Here is a 19,771-nt window from a genome sequence, read left to right as displayed (position 1 = left end):
CCCTGACACTTTCCTGAGTGGCCGGGCCGGGCGCTCACCACAGCCGACCAGCGTGGACCAGCGCGTCGACGACCAATCCGATGCCGAACACGACGAAGAGCACGCGGATCGCGGGCGGTCCGTAGCGGGTGATGGCCCGCACGAGCAGGCGATATATCCGACGCGTGCGCGGCGTCCTTCGCATGGCCAATGCCAGCACGACCAGGGGCAGAACCAGCGCGATCGCGCAATAGGCCGCCACGATCAGCGGCCAGCCGACCGGCAGCGGGCGCTGTGCGGACAGCATCGCCAGCGCCGCGAGGTACGGCACCGAGGTCGGCACCTTCGCCAAGCCCAGAGTGAATCCGATCACGCCCATCAGCCACGGGTACTTGCGCACCGGCCCGACCCAGCGACCGCCGGTCGAGGCCGTGGTGTCGACCGGGAGCGCGGCGACCGCGATCAGCACCAGGCCGATCACCAGTTCGCCCCAGTAGCGCAGGGTCGGCGTCAGCTCGAAGTCGAGGAGCCGGACCAGGAAGTCGATGCCGAGCACCGTGCACACACCGAAGGCCACCGAGACCGCGAAGACACCGCCGAGAAAGCTGAGCACCCCCGTCATCGGCGAGCGCCGGGTGAGCCGGGCGTCGGCGACCACGGCCGTGGTGATCGCCACCAGCAGCACGTCGAGCGCGTCGAGCAGGGCGAATCCGAGTAGGGCGAACAGCAGGACAGACATGACGTGGCTGACCCTACTCGCCGGTCATGTTGGGATCGCCGACCCGTCAGTCACACCAGCACCACCCCGGCTTCGCGGCGAAAGTGCTTGACCTGCGCGGTCTCGAGATCGATCCCTCCATCTGGACTGGACTCCCCCGCAAACGGCGCGCGGTGGTTACGCTTTTCAGCACCGGCCGTGCCGGGATCCGCGATCGTGAAGGGGCAGACATCGTGGCAGAAATGTCATTCGACCCGTCAGCGCTCGACGCTTATCAGCGTGCGGCAGCTCGGGTTTCCGAACTTCTTGGCACAGCGGCCACCGATACGACGACCGCGGCCGGGGTCGACCTGTCCGGGCTCGGCGTGCTCGGACGTGAATTCGCCGCCGCCTGGTCACAGGCCGCGGGCGATCACGCGTCGACGTTGAGCACGGCGGGCAATCTGGTCACCGCCTATCAGGACATCCTGAATCGCTTCGGCGCCACCGTGACCGGGATCGATACCGGGCTGGCAGGCGATCTGCGCACAGCCGAGGGCGAGGTGGCGTGATGCGTTCCAAGTCGCTGGTCACCGAGACCACCGTGAGCACGATCACCCCCGCCGAGGCCGAGGCGAAGATCGCGCCGGTGATCGCGCTGCTGGAGGTGCCGTTGCTCGAGTTGCGTAATTCGCTGGGCAGTAATACTTCCGCCGATCCCGATGCCTCGGTGGTCGCCGCGCTGACCTCGGCCTCCGCCGCGACCACGGCGACCGAGGACCCGCATCGGCTCGGGTTGTACGCGCTCGAGTCGACCGAGACCGCGGCACCGGCGACACCCGCGCTGCGGCAGACCGCCACCGAGGTGTCGGCCGCGGCCGATCGCGGGACCAGGTTGAGCGCACTACTCGGCCAGGCGCATTCGACGCAGTCGACCGCCGCCGCCAAGGTCGACGCGATCATCGCGGACTTCCGGGCCAAGGCGAAGAAGGCCGCGCCCGCGGTGAACGAGAACAACCTGGACGCGATCGTCGCGCTCGCCGAAGAGGCGATTTCCGAAGCGGTCGGGGTGGTGGGTAACGCCAGCACCGAGATGGATCAGTACACCCGGGACACCAAGGGGCTCACCAGCGATCTCGGCGGGACCAACGGGGTGACCGTGCCCACCGGCGCCACGGAGGTGGCGCCCGGGGTCTATGTGCTCGGCACCGGCGGGTCCGATACGTCCTCGTGGAATAACGGCACCTCCTCATGGAATGACGACGATGACGAAGACCTTGACCCGGCGACAGCGGCGCAGATCGCGTTACAAGAGGCGCTGATCGACGGTGGGGTGTCGCTGGGGACGGCCGCGATCGATGCCGGTGTCACCTTCGGTACGCATCTGATCGACAAGATCGCCGAGGTCGCGATGCACGGGATCGACAAGGGTTCCGAACTGGCGACCACCGGGATCGACACACTCGCCGCGAACGCCACCGGAACCGAGGGCGGCACGTCGACGGCACCCGCGGGCACCACGCCCACCTCGCCGTCGACCAATGGTGGTGGGACTGGCACGAACACCTTGTTCGGCGGCCTTGGTGGCGGCACCAGCGGCGGCGGGACCACCGGTGGCGGAACCACTGGGGGCGGCGCGAACGACAACGGCGCATCGGCGAAGCCGGATACACCGGCCCCGGCCGCCCCGTTCCAGTCGAACCAAGCGCCGAAAACCGAACAGCCCCAACAGGCTCCGAGCACACCCGCGCCCGCCCAGCAGCCGATGCAAGGCGGGGTGGTTCCACCAGGCAGTCGTCCGCAGCAGGATCAGGAGACCGAAAAACCCTCTGCCGCACCCAAACACGGTCAACCGGGAGTCGTCCCGGCGCCGGCTTAGGACACCCGCATGGACAATCCGTTCGGCGCCTACTTCGCCTCGCCGGACGCCACACCGCCCGGCGGCCGTCGCCCGCAGGGCAAACGGCGGCGCAGGCGGCGGCGTGAGGCCGAGCCGCAAACGATCGGTACCAACCCGGAGACCTGGCCGCCGCCCGATCCGGAACCGTTCGACGACAACCCTTTCCATCCCCCGGCCGTCGAACCGGTGTACCGAAATCTGGCCGATGACGACGGCTTCACGGGTGACTGGAACGACTGGAACGACGGCGACGCGCCCGCCCAGACCCCACGCGGTGACGATGTGGACTGGAACGACTGGGCCACCACCACCGCCACCGAACAGAGCGGCGACCACGTCGAGATGCCGGTATTGCCACGCCTCAAGGACTTCGGCGGCGGCGGCCAGATCGCGCGGCGCCCCCGTAAGAACTTCGACGACGAACGCTACGACGAGAGCGGCGGCCGGGCGAAAGCCGCGGCCGCGATCAAGGGCGTCGTCGGCGCCCTCGCCTTCGTCGTCATCCTCGGCTTGGCCGCCACCATCTTCCTCGGCCCCGCCGACACACCGAAAACCACCACCCAAGCCGCCGTCTCCGGCACGCGCGCCACAGCGTCCACCCCGGTCCCCCCGCTGCCCGCCCATGCCCTGTCGGGCTGCGAATCCTTTCGCACGCCCTCGATCACCATCAGCGCCGAACGCGGCGACACCGCCACCCCCGAGGGCGCCATCCTCGGCTTCGAATACAGCTACTACGTCGACCGCGACGCCGCCAAGGCCCGCTCCTTCGTCACCGACAACGCCCACGTGGGCGACGCCTCCGCCCTGGCCGCCGGCATCGGCTCGCTGCCCCTCGACGTCAAATACTGCGTCCACATCACCAAGGCCGACGCCGCCGACCCCACCCTCTGGAACGTCACCATCCACCAGAAATGGCCGGGCGACGCCACCACCGAGAAAATCGACCAGGTCATGCGCACCACCGAGGTGGCCCCCGGCCGCCACCGCATCACCAGCATCGACCACCGCGCCTGAGGAGCAGCCCGCGTAGATTGAGCTCGTGTCGATCCAGATGAACAGCCCTCGGCTGTTCGGGCACGGCGCGCAGCCGGCGCTGGCCGTGGTCATGGCAGCGATGCTGCTGCCCGCGAGTCTGCAATCGGTGCGGGTGAGCGGTGTCTCGGCCCCGTGGGTGCTCGCTTTGACCATCGCGCTGCTCGCGCTGCACGTCTGCGTCGCGACGGCCCGCCGCTGGCCGATTCCGTCGTTCGCGATCGGCATCGGTGGATGTGCGGCGCTGCTGGTCGCGCCCGATATCGATGGGGTCACCGACTTCTCGGAGTCGAGCCGCTACAGCCCGATCCTGTTGCCGAGCATTCTGTGCTTCTTCGCCCTGTTGTACGCGGTGAGCGCGCACACGACGCCACCGTGGCCCACCGCCGCGCTCGGCGTCGGGCTGACGGGCAGCCTGCTGACCTTGGCCAGACTGTGGGAATTCACCGCGGCGCCCATCGAGGCATGGGCATGGTGGCTGTTGTTGTCCACCACGGCATTCGGTGGGACGACCGCCGCGTGGGCGCTCGGCCGCTACCGCGCGACCCGGGCCGCGTGGACGTCGCAACTGGCCGAACGGGCCGCGGCCGACGAACGCCGCCGGATCGCGCGCGAGATGCACGATGTCGTCGCGCATTCCTTGGCCGTGATGGTCAGCCATGCCGAGGCCGGTCGGCTGATCGTGCCGAACGCACCCGAACGCGCCACCGAAATCCTCACCACCATCGCCGATGCGGGTCGCGAGGCGCTCACCGAGATGCGCGGCCTGCTCGATGTGCTCCGCGACGAATCGGCGTCGACCGAGCCGCAGCCAGGCCTGCAGGATCTGCCCGCGCTCGTCGACCGTGTGCGGGAGTCGGGCGTCGACGTCGAACTGGCGATGGACCACCACCTGCGTGTGACCCCCGCCGTCGGCCTCACGCTGTACCGGGTCGTCCAGGAATCGCTCACCAATGTGACCCGCCACGCCGGCGACCGTCCGCGCGCTCGGGTCAGCCTGACGACGGTCGATGCCGCGATCGCGGTGCGGGTGACCAACACCGGGCCATCGACGGAGCCGGCCGGGCACGGAAAGGGGCTGGTCGGTATGCGGGAACGCGTCGACGCTGTCGGTGGCACGCTGTCCGCCGGGCCGACCGACGGTGGCTGGCTGGTGCAGGTGCGGGTGCCGTGCTGAGCGACACAACGCGCGTCCGGGTGCTGATCGCCGACGACCAAGAGCTGATGCGATCGGCCCTTCGGATGATGGTGCACAGCCAGGCCGATCTGGAACTGGTCGGCGAGGCGGCGAACGGCGACGAAGCGGTGGCGGCCGTGCGCACCCGTCCGGTCGATGTCGTGCTCATGGATCTGCGCATGCCCGAGCTCGACGGCATCGAGGCGACCGCGATCATCACCGCCGAACAACCGCGCTGCCGCGTGATCGCCCTGACTACCTTCGACCTCGATGACTACGTCTTCCCGGCCATCCGCGCCGGCGCGAGCGGCTTCCTGCTCAAGGACGCGCGCGGCGAGGAGATCGTCGACGCCATTCGCATGGTCCACGCCGGGCACGGGGTCGTCGCACCGTCGACAACGCGCCGCCTGATCTCGCATGTCGCCGCGACGCCGACCGCGAATACCGAAGCGGCGCTACGTATTCGGGCCACTCTCACGCCGCGCGAATTCGGCACCTTGCTCGAGATCGCCACCGGCGACACCAATCGCGACATCGCCGCGCGCCTGCACCTGTCCGAAGCCACCGTGAAGACCCATGTCGGCCACGTACTCGCCAAATTGGGTCTGCGCGACCGGGTTGAGGCCGTGGTGCTCGCCTACGAGACCGGCCTGGTCGGACCGTCCCGGCGCTGAACCGTCCTCATCCTGGAGGACGAGAACATCGAGACCAGCGGCCGACGAGCATCGCCGAGTCAACCGCGATCGTTGAAGCATGAACGCGATCGCGGGCACCACCGCCGCACTGCTGACCGGAGTCGGCCTGCTCCACGCCGTGTGGACCGTCTCACCGTGGCCATGGAAAACCCAGCTCGACCTCGCCCACGCCGCCATGGGCTGGACGAAAGACGAACCGCCGCCGGGCCGCTGGTTCATCCCCGCCTGTCTCGCCGTCACCGCCGCGCTCACCGCCGCGGGCTACGCGCTGCTGCTCCGCGCCGGAATCTGGACCTCGCCGTTCCCCGGCTGGATGGTCACCACCGCCACCTGGACGGTCGCGGGCGTGCTGCTCGCCCGGGCCGCGTGGGGCTTCGTCGACCCGAGCAGCGGTTCGGCGGATACCCCGGCGGTCTATCGGCGTCTCAACAGGCGCGTCTACGCGCCGCTGTGCCTGGTCCTGGGCGGCCTCACCACCGTGGTGGCGGCTTCATGATGCCCGGGACGGCGCTGCGGGCGGATCGCGTCGGGACGGGCCTAGACCACCGCGCCTGAACAGGTCGTCGAACACGAAAGTCCCCCGCACCGGAATCGGTGTGGGGGACTTTCGGTGTTGCGACCCTGACGGGACTCGAACCCGCGACCTCCGCCGTGACAGGGCGGCGCGCTAACCAACTGCGCTACAGGGCCTTGCTTCGTTACGTCGGGGGATATTACCCGGTGGGTGCCGGATTCGGTAACCGGACAGGTCAGGGGACAGAATGCGCATTGACATTGACGTCAACGTCAACAACACTTGTGACGGTGACCACAAGTGAGGCGCAGGAGCGGGCTCGGTCTGCCCGGAAGGACAGTGCGGGCCCGCGACGGGGTGAGCTGCTCGATGCGGCGGCGGGGTGTTTCGCCGAGTGGGGGTACGACCAGACGTCGGTGGAGACGATCACGACGCGGGCGCGAGTTTCGCGGGCGACGTTCTACGCGTACTTCTCGTCGAAGGACGAGGTATTCGGGGCGATCACCGAGCGGGTCTGCGCCCAGTTTCTCGACGCGCAGCTCGTGGTGGACGTCGAGGTCACCGAACCGGTGGCGGTCATCGGGGCCACGACGCGGGCGTTCGCGGAGGCGGTGTTCGCCAACGGCGCGCTGGTGGCGCTGATCGAGCACAGGGCCGGCATCGATCCCGCCATCGGCGCCAAGTGGTCGCAGGTGCGTACTCGCCTGCGCAAGCGGTTCACCGCGTTTCTCGAACGCGACGAGGTGCGCGGCGGGATCGATCCGTGCGCGCCGCCCGCGCGGATCGTCGAGACCCTCGCCGACGCGCTGCTCATCGGCGCCTCCCGGCTCGCGGGCGCGGGCCACGACCGGCACGAACAGTTCATCACCGACCACATCGCCATCGCCGAACGACTGATCGGCTTCACCCGCTAGACCCGCACCGGAACGGATGTGCCCATGACCGTCGAACCAACCATCGCCCCGTCCACGTTCAGCACCGCGCTCGCGGAGATCCAGGCGCGCCAGACCGCGGCCTGGCCCGCCCAGGTCCCGCGCGCGGTGGCGTATCCGATCGAGTCGATGGCCGTGGTCGACTACCTGCGCCACTGGGCGGCACTTAGGCCCGACGCCACCGCGATCGCGTACTACGGCCGTGACGTCAGCTACGCCGAATACGACGAGCTCTCCGACCGTTTCGCCGGCTGGCTGCTCGCGAACGGCGCCGAGAAGGGCGACCGGGTCGGGGTGTATCTGAGCAACTGTCCGCAGTTCCTCGTCGCCATGCTCGGCATCCTGAAGATCGGCGCGGTGCACGTGCCGATCAACCCACTGTTCCGCGCACACGAACTGCGCCACGAACTCACCGACGCGGGCGTGACAATCCTGCTCGCCCAGGACAATCTGGCCCCGCTGGTCGACGAGGTACGCGCGGACACCCCGCTGCGACTCCTCGCGTACACCGCGCTGTCGGACATGTTCGCCGCCGCACCCGCCGTCGCCGCGCCCTTCGAGACAACCACCGCCGACACCGACTGGCACCGGATCATCGAAAGCCCGCGCGCCCCAGCGCAACCCGCTGATCCCGACGCGCTGGCAGCCCTGAACTACACCGGCGGCACCACCGGCATGCCCAAGGGCTGTGAGCACACCCAGCGCCACATGGTCTACACCGCCGCGACCGCCACCGTCGCCAACGGCTTCCCGGTAGGCGAACGCGCGATCGTCGCGCTGAACTTCCTGCCGGTGTTCTGGATCGCGGGCGAGGACTTCGGCATCCTGTTGCCGCTCGTGAACGGCGGCACCGCGGTGCTGATGAACCGCTGGGACGCCGGGACCGCACTGAGCCTGCTCGACCGCTACCGGGTCACCTCGATGGTCGCCATGATCGACAACTACGTGGAAATGCTGGACCACCCCGCGTTCGACCCCGCCGGCCTCATCGCGCTGGAGAACACCACCGGCATCTCGTTCGTGGTGAAACTGAACGCCGAGATCCGGGCCCGGTGGCGCGCGGCAACGGGACTCACCCTGCGCGAGACCAGCTATGGGATGACCGAGACGCACACCGCCGATACCTTCACCCTCGGCCTCCAGGACGACGACTACGACCTGCGCAGCGAGCCGGTGTTCTGCGGCCTGCCGGTCCCCGGCACCGACATCCTGATCGTCGACGACGACGGCGTACCGGTTCCGATCGGCACCGAAGGCCAGATCATCGTGCGCAGCCCCTCGATCCTCACCCGGTACTACGGCAATCCCGAAGCCACCGCGGCGACCGTGCGCGCGGGCTGGTTGCAGACCGGCGACGTCGGCAAGCTGAACGAATTCGGCGCCCTGCACTATCTGGCCAGGAACAAGGAGATGATCAAGGTCAACGGGATGAGCGTCTTCCCGTCCGAGGTCGAATCGCTGCTGATGCTGCACCCGCAGATTCAGACGGTCGGTGTGGTGCCCAAGCCCGATCCACAGCGTGGGCAGGTGCCCCTCGCCTTCGTTCAGCTGATTCCCGAATCCTCGGTCGCGCCGGCCGAATTGCGGAGCTGGGCCAAACAGAACATGGCCGGTTACAAGGTTCCCGAGATCCAGATTCTCGACGAATTGCCGATGACGGCGACCGGCAAGATCCGCAAGGGCGAGCTGTTCACCATGACCGAGCGCATCGCCGCCACCGAATCCGAGGACATCCAGTGAAGCTGCTGATCGCCAACCGCGGCGAGATCGCCCTGCGCATCATCCGCACCGCCACCGAGATCGGCATCGACGCCGTGGCGGTCTACGCCGAGGACGACGCCGACAATACCGACGTGCACGCCGCGGGCGAGGCGATCGGCTTGGCGGGCACCGGCGCCGCGACCTATCTCGACCAGGCCGCGATCCTGGCCGCCGCCAAGGAATCCGGCGCCTCCGCTATCCATCCCGGCTACGGATTCCTCAGCGAGAACGCCGAATTCGCGCGTGCCTGCGCGGCCGACGGGATCACCTTCGTCGGACCGGATCCCGCCGTACTCGACCTGTTCGGCGACAAGTCCACGGCCCGGGCGACCGCCGTGGCCGCGGGGGTGCCCGTGCTGCCCGCGACCGAGGGATCGGCCACCGCCGAGCAGGTCCACGCGTTCTTCGCCGGCCGACCGGGCGCGATCATGATCAAAGCGCTGGCCGGTGGCGGCGGTCGTGGCATGCGGGTGGTGCGGACCGCCGAGGAGATCGACGACGCCTACCGCCAGTGCGCCGCGGAGGCACAGCTCGGCTTCGGCAATCCCGCCGTCTTCGCCGAGACGCTGTTCGAGAACGCCCGGCACATCGAAGTGCAGATCGTCGCTACCGACGGCACGGCGCTGGCACTGGGCGATCGCGATTGCAGCGTGCAGCGCAGGCATCAGAAACTACTCGAAATCGCTCCGGCCCAAGGACTTTCGGATACGGTGCGGCGCCAGCTCCATTCGGCGGCGGCTCGGCTGTGCGCCCATGTGGGCTATCGCGGGCTGGCCACCGTCGAATTCCTGGTATCCGGCACCGAATTCGTGTTCCTCGAGGTCAATCCACGAATCCAGGTGGAGCACACCGTCACCGAAGAAGTGACCGGCGTCGATCTTGTTGCCGTACAACTCGCGATCGCCGAGGGCACCCCGTTCGACGACCTGCGCTTGCCTAGTGGAATCCGCGCCGACGGAACAGCATCCACCGGTGATCCGGCGATCGCGGACGGGATCGCGATCCAGGCCAGGGTCAACATGGAGACGATGACGGCCGACGGTGCGGCGATACCGACCACCGGCACACTGACCACCTTCGCTCCCCCGACCGGCCCCGGCGTGCGGGTCGACACCTTCGGCCGCCCCGGGCTCACCCCGAGCCCGCGCTACGACTCACTGCTGGCCAAGGTGATCACCCGCACCCGCGGACCGTTCCCCGCCGCCGCCCGCAAATCCGCGACCGCGCTCGGCGAGTTCACCGTGACCGGCATCGGCACCAATATCTCGTTCCTGCGAGAGATACTGGCCGACAGCACCTTCCAGACCGGCCTGGCCACCACCGGCTTTCTCACCGAGCGACTGCCCGACCTGGTCGCGGCGGCACAGACCGATCAGCCCGAGCCGGCGATCACCGCGGTCGAGCTGTATCCGGGCCAGGAGGCCGTGCGCGCCCAACTCGCGGGCACAGTGGTCGAGGTGACGGCCGAGGGAGCCGACATCGCCGCCGGTGGCCAGCTCGCCGTGCTAGAGGCGATGAAGATGCAGCACGTACTCACCGCGCCGGACGCGGCCAGGACCGTGCGGGTCCTCGTCCGCCCCGGCCAAGTCGTCGCGCCCGGCGACCCACTGGTCATCATCACCCGCACCGGCGCCGACGAAACCGGCAGCGCGCAGACCGAACTCGACCCCGACCGTTCCCGCGCCGATGTCGACGAGATTCGCGCGAGACACCAGGTGACCCTGGACGAATCCCGCCCGGCCGCCGTGGCCAAGAGACACAAGCTCGGGCGCCGCACCGCCAGGGCGAACATCGCCGACCTGGTCGACGAGGGCAGCTTCGTCGAATACGGCGCCCTCGCCTTCGCCGCCCAACGAACCCGGCGCACCGAGGAAGACCTCATCGCCAACACCCCCGCCGACGGCCTGGTCACCGGTTTGGCGACAATCGGCGCCGACCGCTTCGACAACGCCGAAGCGGTGGTGATCTCCTACGACTACACCGTGCTCGCGGGCACCCAGGGCAAGAACAACCACGCCAAAACCGATCGCGCCTTCGAACTCGCCGAACGTAAGCGGATCCCGGTGGTCCTGTTCGCCGAGGGCGGGGGCGGCAGGCCGGGCGACACCGACACGACCGGCATGGGCCTGGACGTGACGACCTTCCGCGCACTCGGCGCCCTGCGCGGCAAGGTCCCGCTGGTGACGATCGTGTCGGGCCGGTGCTTCGCGGGCAACGCCGCCCTGGCCGGCACCTGCGACGTGATCATCGCGACGCCCGACGCCAATATCGGCATGGGCGGCCCGGCCATGATCGAAGGCGGCGGGCTCGGTGCCTACCGCCCCACCGACATCGGCCCGATCGAGGTGCAGCGGCGCAACGGCGTGGTCGACCTGGTGGCTCGCGACGAGGCGCACGCGGTGGCACTGGCCAAGCAGTATCTGAGCTACTTCCAGGGCCGCACCGCCGATTTCGAAGCACCCGATCCTCGGCTGGCTCGACATGTGGTGCCGGAGAACCGGTTACGCGCCTACGACATCCATCGGGCCATCGACGCGATCGTCGATGTCGGCTCGGCGCTCGAGCTGCGACCGGACTACGGCGTCGGCATCGTCACCGCGCTGGTCCGGGTGCACGGCGAACCGTTCGGCCTGATCGCCAACAGCAGCCACCACCTGGGCGGTGCCATCGACGCCGAGGCGGCCGACAAGATGGGCGAGTTCCTCACCCTGTGCCAATTCTTCGGGCTACCGGTCGTCTCCCTGTGTGACACACCGGGTTTCATGGTCGGGCCGGAGGCGGAGAAGACCGCGACGGTGCGCCGGTTCAGCAAGCTGTTCGTACTCGGCGCGCAACTGAGCGTCCCGTTCGGCACGATCATCCTGCGCAAGGGCTACGGCCTCGGTGCGATGGCCATGACAGCGGGCCACTTCCACGCACCGAACTTCACCGTCGCCTGGCCCACCGGCGAGATCGGCCCGATGGGCCTCGAGGGTGCCGTTCGCCTCGGCTTCAGCAAAGAGCTTGCCGCCGTGGCGGATCCCGGCGAACGCGAGACACTGTTCCAGCAGTTGCTCACCCTGGCCTACCAGCAGGGCAAGGCACTCACCGCCGCCACCGGTTTCGAACTCGACGACGTGATCGACCCCGCCGACACCCGCACCTGGATCGCCACCCTCGTCAATAGCCGGGGGCGCGCAGGATCCTGAGCACCAGATCGGCGTTGATGTCGCCGAGTTCCTCCGGGGTGAACTCACCGCCGGGCCGGTACCACCGGCAGATGTCGATCCCCAGCGACATCATCGCCAGCACGGCGACGCGGGGGTCGGCGACGGTGAACACGCCGCGCTCGATCCCCGCCCGCACCTCCGCGACCGCGGCCTGCCGAATCCGGCGGCGAATCGCGGCGACGATCTCGTGGTGCCCCGGGGCGAGATGCCTGCTCTCGTACTGGGCGATCCGCGCCCGCCGATAGCTGCGCGCGTGCAGGATGCTGAACGCGGTGACCAGGGCCCTGATCCGGTCCACCGGCTCGTGGTGGGGCGCGACGGCGGCTTCGATGATGGTCAAGGTGTTGGCGACCGCGTGCTCGACCAACCGGAAGAGCACATCCTCCTTCGAGGCGAAGTGCACATACATCGCCGCCGGGCTCAACCCCGCCTGTGCGGTGATGTCCCTGGTGCGCGTGGCCTCGAAACCCTTGTCGGAGAACAGCACTACCGCGGCGTCCAGGAGGCGCTGGGTGGTGTCGCCGAGGCCGGTCGCCGGGTCGGCCAGTGGGTCGTCGTCGAGCAGCTCGGCCACCTGATACCCCTTCGCTATGCCTGTGATTGACATTACATGTTCAGTGAATCACACTGAGCAAGCGCTCACTCACTTGAAGTTGACGTCAAGTTCCAATAGTTTCATCCCTGCGGATTCACCGAGGAGTTCACGATGATCGAACCCGGCCTGCGGACAGGCATCGAAACACCGCCGACCTTGCCCGACACAGCACCGTCGCCGGCCGCGACCAAACGCGCGCATCGCAAGTTGCTCGCCGCGGGCCTGGTCGGCAGTTCGATCGAGTGGTACGACTTCTTCCTCTACGGCACCGCCGCCGCGCTGGTGTTCCCGCACGTGTTCTTCCCCGACGCCTCGGCGCTGATGGGCACCCTGCTCTCGTTCAGCACCTTCTGGGCGGGCTTCGTCGCCCGCCCGCTCGGTGGCCTGCTGGCCGGGCACTTCGGCGACCGGTACGGCCGCAAGCCCGTGGTCGTCGTCTGCCTGCTTGCCATGGGCCTGGCCACCTTCGCGATCGGCTGTCTGCCGAGCACCGGCACGATCGGGGTGCTCGCGCCCGTGCTGCTGGTGACGCTGCGCTTCGTGCAGGGCATCGCCTGCGGCGGCCAGTGGGGCGGGATCGTGCTGCTGCTCACCGAATCGGCGGGCCCGAAGAAGCGCGGGTTCGCCGGCACCTTCGGGCAGATGGGCGTGCCGCTCGGCTTGATCATGGGCAACCTGGTGTTCCTGGCCGCCACCGCGGCGCTGTCGACCGACGCCTTCCTCAGCTGGGGCTGGCGCGTGCCGTTCCTGGCCAGCGCGCTGCTGTTCCCCGTGGTGCTCTACATCCACACCAAGGTCGAGGACTCCCCCGAATTCCGCGAGTTGCAGGCCGCGACCGCGAAAAAGCAGAAGACTCCCGCCGTCGCCCAGGCCCCACTGGCCGAGGCGGTCAAGGGGCACTGGCGCACCATCCTGCTCGGCTGCGGTCTGCTGGCGGGCACCAACTCGCTGTTCTACGTGAGCATCGCGGGTCTGCTCAGCTACGGCACCGCCGAACTCGGTATGAATCGCAATGCGCTGCTGGCGATCTCGCTGGTCTCCTCCGGCCTGCTCACCGGGGTGATCCTGTGGGCGGGCGCCCTTTCGGACCGGGTCGGCAGGCGACCACTGATCCTGATCGGCGGCGCCGGGATGGCGCTGTGGGCGTTCCCGTTCTTCGGGCTGGTCAATACCGCCAGCGTGCTCGCCGTCTTCGTGGCGGTGGCGGTCGGCGCGGCCATGCAGGCGCTCACCTACGGCCCGCTCGCGGCCTTCATGGGTGAGCTGTTCGCCCCTCGGGTGCGGTACTCGGGCGCCTCGCTGGCCTACCAGCTGGCCGCGATCACCATCAGCGGCGGCACCCCGTTCATCATGACCGCGATCATCGCCGAAACCGGTTCCACCACCGGGGTTTCGCTGTTCCTGATGGCCATGGGGCTGATCACCGTGTTCAGCGCGTGGAAGCTGCGCGAGACCAACACCCCCGCGGTCCGCGACGACCCGGAGGCGGTGCCCGGCACCCAGCTGTACTGACAGATCCCCTTCGATTCGACTGTTGCTCGGGCTGGAAACAGCCCGAGCGAAAGGACTTCTCGTGAACATTGCCGACAAGGTGGCCATCGTGACCGGTGGCGGTGCGGGCATCGGCGCCGCGCTGGCCGCCGCCCTCGCCGCAGCCGGAGCGAAGGTGGTGGTGTCGGACCTCGACGAACCCGCCGCGCTCGCGGTGGCGGAGCGGATCAACGCCGAGCACCCCGGTGCCACCGTCGGTGTCGGCGCGGATGCCGCCGTCACCGAGGAGATCAAGGGCCTGATCGCGGTGGCGCAGCGGCACTTCGGGCCGGTGGACCTGTACTTCGCCAACGCGGGCATCGTCGGCGCCCCCGGCCTCGACGTCACCGACGACGATTGGGACCGTGCCCTCGACGTGAACCTGCGCGCCCACATCCGCGCCGCGCGGTTGCTGGTACCGGAGTGGGCCGAACGCGGTGAGGGCTACTTCATCAGCACCGCCTCCGCCGCAGGCCTGCTCACCCAGATCGGTTCGGCCACCTACTCGGTGAGCAAGCACGCGGCCGTCGGGTTCGCCGAGTGGCTCAGTGTCACTTACGGCGACAAGGGTATTCGCGTCAGCTGCCTCTGCCCGATGGGCGTCAACACGAAACTGCTGTACGCGGGCCGGGATTCGGGCGAGGAACTCGGCGCCACCGCGACCCGCGCCGTCGTCGCGGCGGGCACTGTCCTCGAACCCGCCGAGGTGGCCGCCATCGTGCTCGCGGCCGTCGCCGCCGAGGAATTCCTGATCCTGCCGCACCCCGAAGTACTGGAGATGTACCGCCACAAAGGCGCCGATTACGACCGCTGGCTGCGCGGCATGCGGCGCTACCAGGCGTCACTGCTGGCCGAAACCCACTGAACGAGAGAGAAATCCATGTCACTGTTCGATCTCAGCGATCGCGCGAAGAAGTACTCCGAAGACCTGCTCGACTTCATGGACGCGCACGTCTACCCGGCCGAAGCCGTCTACGACGAGCAGATGCGCGAATCCGGTGACCCGCACTTCCAGCCACCGATCGTGGAAGAACTCAAAGCCGAGGCCAAGCGGCGCGGACTCTGGAACCTCTTCCACCCGCACCCCGGCCGCGGCCCCGGCCTGACCAACCTCGAATACGCGCCGCTGGCCGAGATCATGGGCCGCAGCCACCTCGCGTCGGAGGCCTGCAACTGCAACGCCCCCGACACCGGCAACATGGAAGTGCTCGAACTGTTCGGCACCGAAGAGCACAAAGAGAAGTACCTGAAGCCGCTACTCGACGGCACCATGGCCTCGGCCTTCGCGATGACCGAACCGCGGGTGGCCAGCTCCGATGCCACCAACATCGAACTGTCGATGGTGCGCGACGGCGAAGACTACGTGCTCAACGGCCGAAAGTGGTTCGCCAGCAACGCCTTGCACCGCAACTGTCGCGTGATGATCGTGATGGGCAAGACCGATCCCACCGCGGCACCGCACCGCCAGCAGACCATGATGGTGGTCCCGATCGACGCACCGGGCGTGACGATCCTGCGCGGGCTGCCGGTGTTCGGCTACCAGGACCGCGAAGGCCACGCCGAGATCGACTTCGCCGACGTGCGGGTGCCGGCCACCGATGTGCTCAAAGGTGAGGGCGAGGGGTTCGCGATCAGCCAGGCCCGGCTCGGGCCCGGCCGCATCCACCACTGCATGCGCAGCATCGGCATGGCCGAGCGCGCGCTGGAGATGATGTGCAAGCGCGCGCAGCAGCGGGTCACCTTCGGTAAGCCGGTGGCCGAGAACGCCAATATCGGGGACTGGATCGCGGAGTCGCGCATCGATATCGAGATGGTCCGGCTGCTCACGCTCAAGGCCGCGCATCTGATGGACACCGTCGGTAACAAGGCCGCGCGCACCGAGATCGCCGCCATCAAGGTGGCCGCGCCGAAGATCGCGCTGCAGGTCGTCGACCGGGCCATCCAGGTATACGGCGCGGGTGGTGTCACCGACGACTACCCGCTCGCCATGGCCTGGGCGCACCTGCGCACGCTGCGCCTGGCCGACGGACCCGACGAAGTGCACAAGCGGGCCATCGCCCGCCAGGAACTCGGCAAGTACAAGGAGAGCAACTGAGATGACCGGACTTGATCTGACCGGCCGCACCGCCATCGTCACCGGTGCCTCGCGCGGTATCGGACTGGCGATCGCCCAGGAACTGGCCGCGGCGGGCGCGAATGTCGTAGTGACCGCGCGGACGCAGGAATCCGCTGACGCGGCCGCCGCCCAGGTCGTCGGCACCGCGATCGGCGTCGGCGCCCACGTGGTGGACGAAGACGCCGCGCGGCGCTGCGTGGAGCTGACCATGGAACGGTTCGGCAGCGTCGACATCCTGGTCAACAACGCGGGCACCAACCCCGCGTTCGGGCCGACGATCGACCAGGATCACGCCCGCTTCGCCAAGATCTTCGATGTGAATCTGTGGGCTCCCGTGCTGTGGACGTCGCTGGTCACCCGGGCGTGGATGGGCGAGCACGGCGGCGCCGTCGTCAACACCACCTCCATCGGCGGACTGAGCATGGAGCCGAACATCGGGCTGTACAACGCGTCAAAGGCCGCGCTGATCCACCTCACCGAGCAGTTGGCGCTGGAGCTGTCGCCGAAGGTGCGCGTCAACTCCGTCGCACCGGGCGTGGTGCGGACCAAACTGGCCGAGGCTCTGTGGCGCGAGCACGAGCAGGCCCTCACGGCCTCGACCGCGCTCGACCGGATCGGCGAACCCGCCGACATCGCAGCCGCGGTGGCCTTCCTGGTCTCCGACGCGGCGAGCTGGATCACCGGCGAGACCCTGGTGATCGACGGCGGCCAGCGGCTCGGTGATGCCGCGCCGTTCCGGCGCGCAGCCGTGGTCAATGTCTGAGGTGCGCGAGGTGGTCGGTGTCGACCCGGTCGCGGTCGCCGGTTGGTTCGCCACGCTCGGCATCGAGCACACGGCGCCACTGCGTTTCGACCGGATCGGCCTCGGCCAATCGAATCTGACCTACCTGGTGCGCGATGACGCGGACCACCGGTGGGTGCTGCGCAGGCCGCCGCTTGGTCACCTGCTCGCCTCCGCGCACGACGTGGTGCGCGAGGCCAGGATCATGGCGGCGCTGGAATCCACCGCGGTGCCGTGCCCGCGGATTCTCGGCGTCGTCGACGATCCGGCGGTGGCCGAGGTCCCGATGGTGCTGATGGAATACGTCGACGGGCAGGTGGTCGACACCATGGACATCGTGGAATCGCTGACGCCGCACCGTCGTCGGGCCATCGCCGAATCGCTGCCGCGCACACTGGCCGAGATCCACGCCGTCGACCTGGACGCCGTCGGCCTCACGGATCTGGCCAGCCACAAGCCCTACGCGCAGCGTCAGCTCAAGCGGTGGGGTGGCCAGTGGGAACAGTCCAAAACCCGCGAACTTCCCGAGCTCGACGAACTCACCCGCAGACTCGTCGCGACGGCACCGGAGCAGCGTGAGATCACCCTGGTGCACGGCGATTTCCATCTGCGCAATGTCATCACCGCACGGACCACCGGCGAAGTGGTTGCCGCGCTGGACTGGGAACTGTCCACCCTCGGCGACCCGCTGGCCGACATGGGCAGCCTGCTCGCCTACTGGCCCGAACCGGGCGAGGACACCGGTGGCGACTTCCCCGCGTCCACGCTGCCCGGATTCCCGAACCGCGCCGAGATGGCCACCGCCTACCTCGCGCTGACCGGGCGCGACCCGGCCGCCCTCCGGTACTGGCACGCCTTCGGGCTGTGGAAGCTCGCCGTCATCGCCGAGGGCGTGCTCCGCCGAGCGCTGGACACACCGCAGAACAGGGCAGCCGCGGGCACGCCGACCATCGAACGCATCGACGCGATCGTGCACAAGGCACTCGACGTCACCGAAGAAAGCTAGACAGGAGCAGACATGACCCGCACCGCCATCGTGACCGGCGCCGCCCGCGGCATCGGCGCCGCCATCGCGACCCGGTTGGCCGCCGACGGTATGGCCGTCGCCGTGCTCGACCTCGACGAATCAGCCGGTAAGACAACGGTCGACGCCATCGAGACGGCGGGCGGCACCGCACTCGCGGTCGGCGCCGATGTCGCCGACGAGGCCTCCGTCGCCGCGGCCGTCGAGCGGGTGTCCGCCGAACTGGGCGCGCCGACCGTGCTCGTGAACAACGCGGGCATCCTCCGCGACAACCTGCTGTTCAAGATGACCGTCGACGACTGGGACGCGGTCATGAACGTGCACCTGCGCGGCGCCTTCCTGATGACCCGCGCGGTGCAGCAGCACATGGTGGCGGCGAAGTTCGGCCGCGTCGTCAACCTGTCGAGCACTTCGGCACTCGGCAACCGCGGCCAGGCCAACTACTCCGCTGCCAAGGCGGGCATGCAGGGCTTCACCAAGACCCTCGCCTTCGAACTCGGCAAGTTCGGCGTCACCGCCAACGCGATCGCCCCCGGCTTCATCGAGACCGAGATGACCGCCGCGACGGCCGCGCGGATCGGCATGGACTTCGACGAGTTCAAGCGGGCGGCCGCCGCGCAGATTCCGGTCAACCGGACCGGCACGCCGGACGACATCGCGCACACCGCGGCGTTCCTGGCGAGCGAGGGCGCGGGGTTCGTCTCCGGGCAGGTCATTTACGTCGCCGGCGGACCGAAGGACTGATCACGATGAAGGCATGGCAGGTCGCCGAGCTCGGCGAACCACGAGACGTATTGCAGTTCAACGACATCGACGACCCGGTAGCCGGACCGGGGCAGTTGCTGGTGCGCGTGCTCGCGGCGCCGGCCAACTTCCCCGACGTGTTGCTGTGTCGTGGGCAGTATCAGATCAAGCCACCGCTGCCGTTCACGCCCGGTGTCGAACTGTGCGGTGAGGTGCTGGCGATCGGTGCCGGGGTCGACCGGTTCGCGATCGGTGACCGGATCGTCGGCACCGCGAATCTACCCGGCGGCGCGTTCGCCGAGCTGGCGGTGCTCGATGCCGAGAGTGCTTTTCCCGCACCGGATTCCCTCGACGACGCCGAGGCGTCCGCGCTGGTCATCGGCTATCAGACGAGCTGGTTCGCACTGCACCGCCGGACTCGGCTGCTGCGCGGCGAGACGCTGCTCGTGCACGCCGCGGCAGGCGGTGTCGGCAGTAGCGCCGTGCAGTTGGGCAAGGCCGTGGGGGCACGGGTGATCGGTGTCGTCGGCGGGCAGGCGAAGGCCGACTACTGCCGCGAGCTCGGTGCCGACCTCGTGATCGACCGGCACACATCGGATTTCGTGCCGATCGTCAAGGAGTTCACCGACGGGCGCGGCGCCGACGTGGTCTACGACCCGGTCGGCGGCGACGCCTACGCCAAGTCGACCAAATGCATCGCCTTCGAAGGTCGCATCCTGGTGATCGGCTTCGCGGGCGGCACCATCCCCCAGCCCGCGCTCAATCACGCGCTGATCAAGAACTATTCGATCATCGGCCTGCACTGGGGTCTGTACAAGCAGTACAACCAGCGGGCGATCCACGACTGCCACGCCGAGCTGACCCGGCTCGCCGCGGCCGGGCAGGTCAAGCCGCTGATCAGCGAACGCCTTTCGCTCGGCGAGGTCCCCGACGGCCTCGGCCGTCTCGGCGACGGCGACACCGTCGGCAGGCTCGTCTTCCACCCGTGAACACCACATCGAGCATGCGAAAGGAGATCGTGGACCGATGCCGCCGACCCGGCGACGGCTCGCCGAACAGTTCGGCATCGGCACCACGCTATAAAT

The 19,771-nt window shown here is 68.7% G+C and carries 18 protein-coding genes and 1 tRNA gene; 16 read left to right on the top strand and 3 right to left on the bottom strand.

The annotated features are described in order from the left end of the window. Nucleotides 1–34: 34 nt before the first annotated feature. Complete coding sequence (locus ACWZHB_RS31540; RefSeq protein WP_427905365.1) at nt 35–718, bottom strand: GAP family protein; 684 nt, start codon at nt 716–718, stop codon at nt 35–37. Nucleotides 719–930: 212 nt separating this feature from the next. Here ACWZHB_RS31540 and ACWZHB_RS31535 point away from each other — a divergent pair, with 212 nt between their 5' ends. The 6 genes from ACWZHB_RS31535 to ACWZHB_RS31510 all read left to right on the top strand — a co-directional run bounded on the left by ACWZHB_RS31535 (nt 931) and on the right by ACWZHB_RS31510 (nt 5,976). Continuing rightward, nucleotides 931–1,248: a hypothetical protein gene (locus ACWZHB_RS31535; RefSeq protein WP_427905364.1), complete on the top strand. Its 318-nt coding sequence runs from the start codon at nt 931–933 to the stop codon at nt 1,246–1,248. Further along, entirely contained in the window at nt 1,248–2,555 is a 1,308-nt protein-coding gene (locus ACWZHB_RS31530) for a hypothetical protein (RefSeq protein WP_427905363.1), read from the top strand. Before ACWZHB_RS31535 ends, ACWZHB_RS31530 begins: the two co-directional genes overlap by 1 nt. A 9-nt stretch (nt 2,556–2,564) precedes the next feature. Then, nucleotides 2,565–3,590, top strand: coding sequence for a hypothetical protein (locus ACWZHB_RS31525; protein ID WP_427905362.1), 1,026 nt, complete (start codon nt 2,565–2,567; stop codon nt 3,588–3,590). 25 nt (nt 3,591–3,615) lie between these two features. Further along, nucleotides 3,616–4,785: a sensor histidine kinase gene (locus ACWZHB_RS31520; protein WP_427905361.1), complete on the top strand. Its 1,170-nt coding sequence runs from the start codon at nt 3,616–3,618 to the stop codon at nt 4,783–4,785. Further along, nucleotides 4,779–5,459 (top strand): response regulator transcription factor, encoded by a 681-nt coding sequence (locus ACWZHB_RS31515; protein ID WP_427905360.1) that lies wholly within the window; start codon nt 4,779–4,781, stop codon nt 5,457–5,459. The genes ACWZHB_RS31520 and ACWZHB_RS31515 overlap by 7 nt, the downstream gene beginning before the upstream one ends. A 79-nt stretch (nt 5,460–5,538) precedes the next feature. Continuing rightward, nucleotides 5,539–5,976, top strand: a complete 438-nt coding sequence (locus ACWZHB_RS31510) for a DUF3995 domain-containing protein (RefSeq protein WP_427905359.1) — start codon at nt 5,539–5,541, stop codon at nt 5,974–5,976. Between the two features lie 120 nt (nt 5,977–6,096). On the opposite strand, the gene ACWZHB_RS31505 is transcribed toward ACWZHB_RS31510, so the two are convergent. Then, a tRNA-Asp gene (locus ACWZHB_RS31505) sits at nt 6,097–6,170 on the bottom strand. Nucleotides 6,171–6,284: 114 nt separating this feature from the next. Between ACWZHB_RS31505 and ACWZHB_RS31500 the strand changes: the two genes are divergently transcribed. Genes ACWZHB_RS31500 through ACWZHB_RS31490 form a run of 3 tightly spaced genes read left to right on the top strand, consistent with a single transcriptional unit; the run spans nt 6,285 to nt 11,875 of the window. Continuing rightward, entirely contained in the window at nt 6,285–6,908 is a 624-nt protein-coding gene (locus tag ACWZHB_RS31500; protein WP_427905358.1) for a TetR/AcrR family transcriptional regulator, read from the top strand. 24 nt (nt 6,909–6,932) lie between these two features. Further along, nucleotides 6,933–8,666, top strand: coding sequence for an AMP-binding protein (locus tag ACWZHB_RS31495; protein WP_427905357.1), 1,734 nt, complete (start codon nt 6,933–6,935; stop codon nt 8,664–8,666). Beyond that, nucleotides 8,663–11,875: an acetyl-CoA carboxylase family protein gene (locus tag ACWZHB_RS31490; RefSeq protein WP_427905356.1), complete on the top strand. Its 3,213-nt coding sequence runs from the start codon at nt 8,663–8,665 to the stop codon at nt 11,873–11,875. Before ACWZHB_RS31495 ends, ACWZHB_RS31490 begins: the two co-directional genes overlap by 4 nt. On the opposite strand, the gene ACWZHB_RS31485 is transcribed toward ACWZHB_RS31490, so the two are convergent. Then, on the bottom strand, nt 11,847–12,470 hold the full coding sequence (locus tag ACWZHB_RS31485; RefSeq protein ID WP_427905355.1) for a TetR/AcrR family transcriptional regulator: 624 nt from the start codon (nt 12,468–12,470) through the stop codon (nt 11,847–11,849). The two genes, ACWZHB_RS31490 and ACWZHB_RS31485, sit on opposite strands and share 29 nt — an antisense overlap. A gap of 132 nt (nt 12,471–12,602) precedes the next feature. Between ACWZHB_RS31485 and ACWZHB_RS31480 the strand changes: the two genes are divergently transcribed. The 7 genes from ACWZHB_RS31480 (at nt 12,603) to ACWZHB_RS31450 (ending at nt 19,675) form a co-directional block, all read left to right on the top strand. Next, complete coding sequence (locus ACWZHB_RS31480) at nt 12,603–14,003, top strand: MFS transporter (RefSeq protein ID WP_427905354.1); 1,401 nt, start codon at nt 12,603–12,605, stop codon at nt 14,001–14,003. Between the two features lie 61 nt (nt 14,004–14,064). After that, on the top strand, nt 14,065–14,886 hold the full coding sequence (locus ACWZHB_RS31475; protein ID WP_427905353.1) for an SDR family NAD(P)-dependent oxidoreductase: 822 nt from the start codon (nt 14,065–14,067) through the stop codon (nt 14,884–14,886). Nucleotides 14,887–14,901: 15 nt separating this feature from the next. Beyond that, complete coding sequence (locus tag ACWZHB_RS31470; RefSeq protein ID WP_427905352.1) at nt 14,902–16,116, top strand: acyl-CoA dehydrogenase family protein; 1,215 nt, start codon at nt 14,902–14,904, stop codon at nt 16,114–16,116. Between the two features lies 1 nt (nt 16,117). Then, the gene (locus tag ACWZHB_RS31465) at nt 16,118–16,900 is read left to right on the top strand and encodes an SDR family oxidoreductase (RefSeq protein ID WP_427905351.1); all 783 of its coding nucleotides are present in this window, start codon (nt 16,118–16,120) and stop codon (nt 16,898–16,900) included. Further along, nucleotides 16,893–17,924, top strand: a complete 1,032-nt coding sequence (locus ACWZHB_RS31460) for a phosphotransferase family protein (RefSeq protein WP_427905350.1) — start codon at nt 16,893–16,895, stop codon at nt 17,922–17,924. Before ACWZHB_RS31465 ends, ACWZHB_RS31460 begins: the two co-directional genes overlap by 8 nt. 12 nt (nt 17,925–17,936) lie before the next feature. After that, complete coding sequence (gene fabG, locus ACWZHB_RS31455) at nt 17,937–18,686, top strand: 3-oxoacyl-ACP reductase FabG (RefSeq protein ID WP_427905349.1); 750 nt, start codon at nt 17,937–17,939, stop codon at nt 18,684–18,686. Nucleotides 18,687–18,691: 5 nt separating this feature from the next. After that, entirely contained in the window at nt 18,692–19,675 is a 984-nt protein-coding gene (locus tag ACWZHB_RS31450) for an NADPH:quinone oxidoreductase family protein (protein WP_427905348.1), read from the top strand. Nucleotides 19,676–19,771: the final 96 nt, after the last annotated feature.

Source organism: Nocardia sp. FBN12 (assembly GCF_054031145.1).
The sequence above is the reverse complement of the archived record's forward strand: the minus strand, read 5'-3'. Positions and strand labels throughout refer to the sequence as shown.

Coding starts and splice junctions, on each gene's coding strand:
- ACWZHB_RS31540 (WP_427905365.1), bottom strand. CDS start 718: ATGTCTGTCCTGCTGTTCGCCCTACTCGGATTCGCCCTGCTCGACGCG.
- ACWZHB_RS31530 (WP_427905363.1), top strand. CDS start 1,248: ATGCGTTCCAAGTCGCTGGTCACCGAGACCACCGTGAGCACGATCACC.
- ACWZHB_RS31525 (WP_427905362.1), top strand. CDS start 2,565: ATGGACAATCCGTTCGGCGCCTACTTCGCCTCGCCGGACGCCACACCG.
- ACWZHB_RS31510 (WP_427905359.1), top strand. CDS start 5,539: ATGAACGCGATCGCGGGCACCACCGCCGCACTGCTGACCGGAGTCGGC.
- ACWZHB_RS31495 (WP_427905357.1), top strand. CDS start 6,933: ATGACCGTCGAACCAACCATCGCCCCGTCCACGTTCAGCACCGCGCTC.
- ACWZHB_RS31480 (WP_427905354.1), top strand. CDS start 12,603: ATGATCGAACCCGGCCTGCGGACAGGCATCGAAACACCGCCGACCTTG.
- ACWZHB_RS31470 (WP_427905352.1), top strand. CDS start 14,902: ATGTCACTGTTCGATCTCAGCGATCGCGCGAAGAAGTACTCCGAAGAC.
- ACWZHB_RS31465 (WP_427905351.1), top strand. CDS start 16,118: ATGACCGGACTTGATCTGACCGGCCGCACCGCCATCGTCACCGGTGCC.
- ACWZHB_RS31460 (WP_427905350.1), top strand. CDS start 16,893: ATGTCTGAGGTGCGCGAGGTGGTCGGTGTCGACCCGGTCGCGGTCGCC.
- fabG (WP_427905349.1), top strand. CDS start 17,937: ATGACCCGCACCGCCATCGTGACCGGCGCCGCCCGCGGCATCGGCGCC.
- ACWZHB_RS31450 (WP_427905348.1), top strand. CDS start 18,692: ATGAAGGCATGGCAGGTCGCCGAGCTCGGCGAACCACGAGACGTATTG.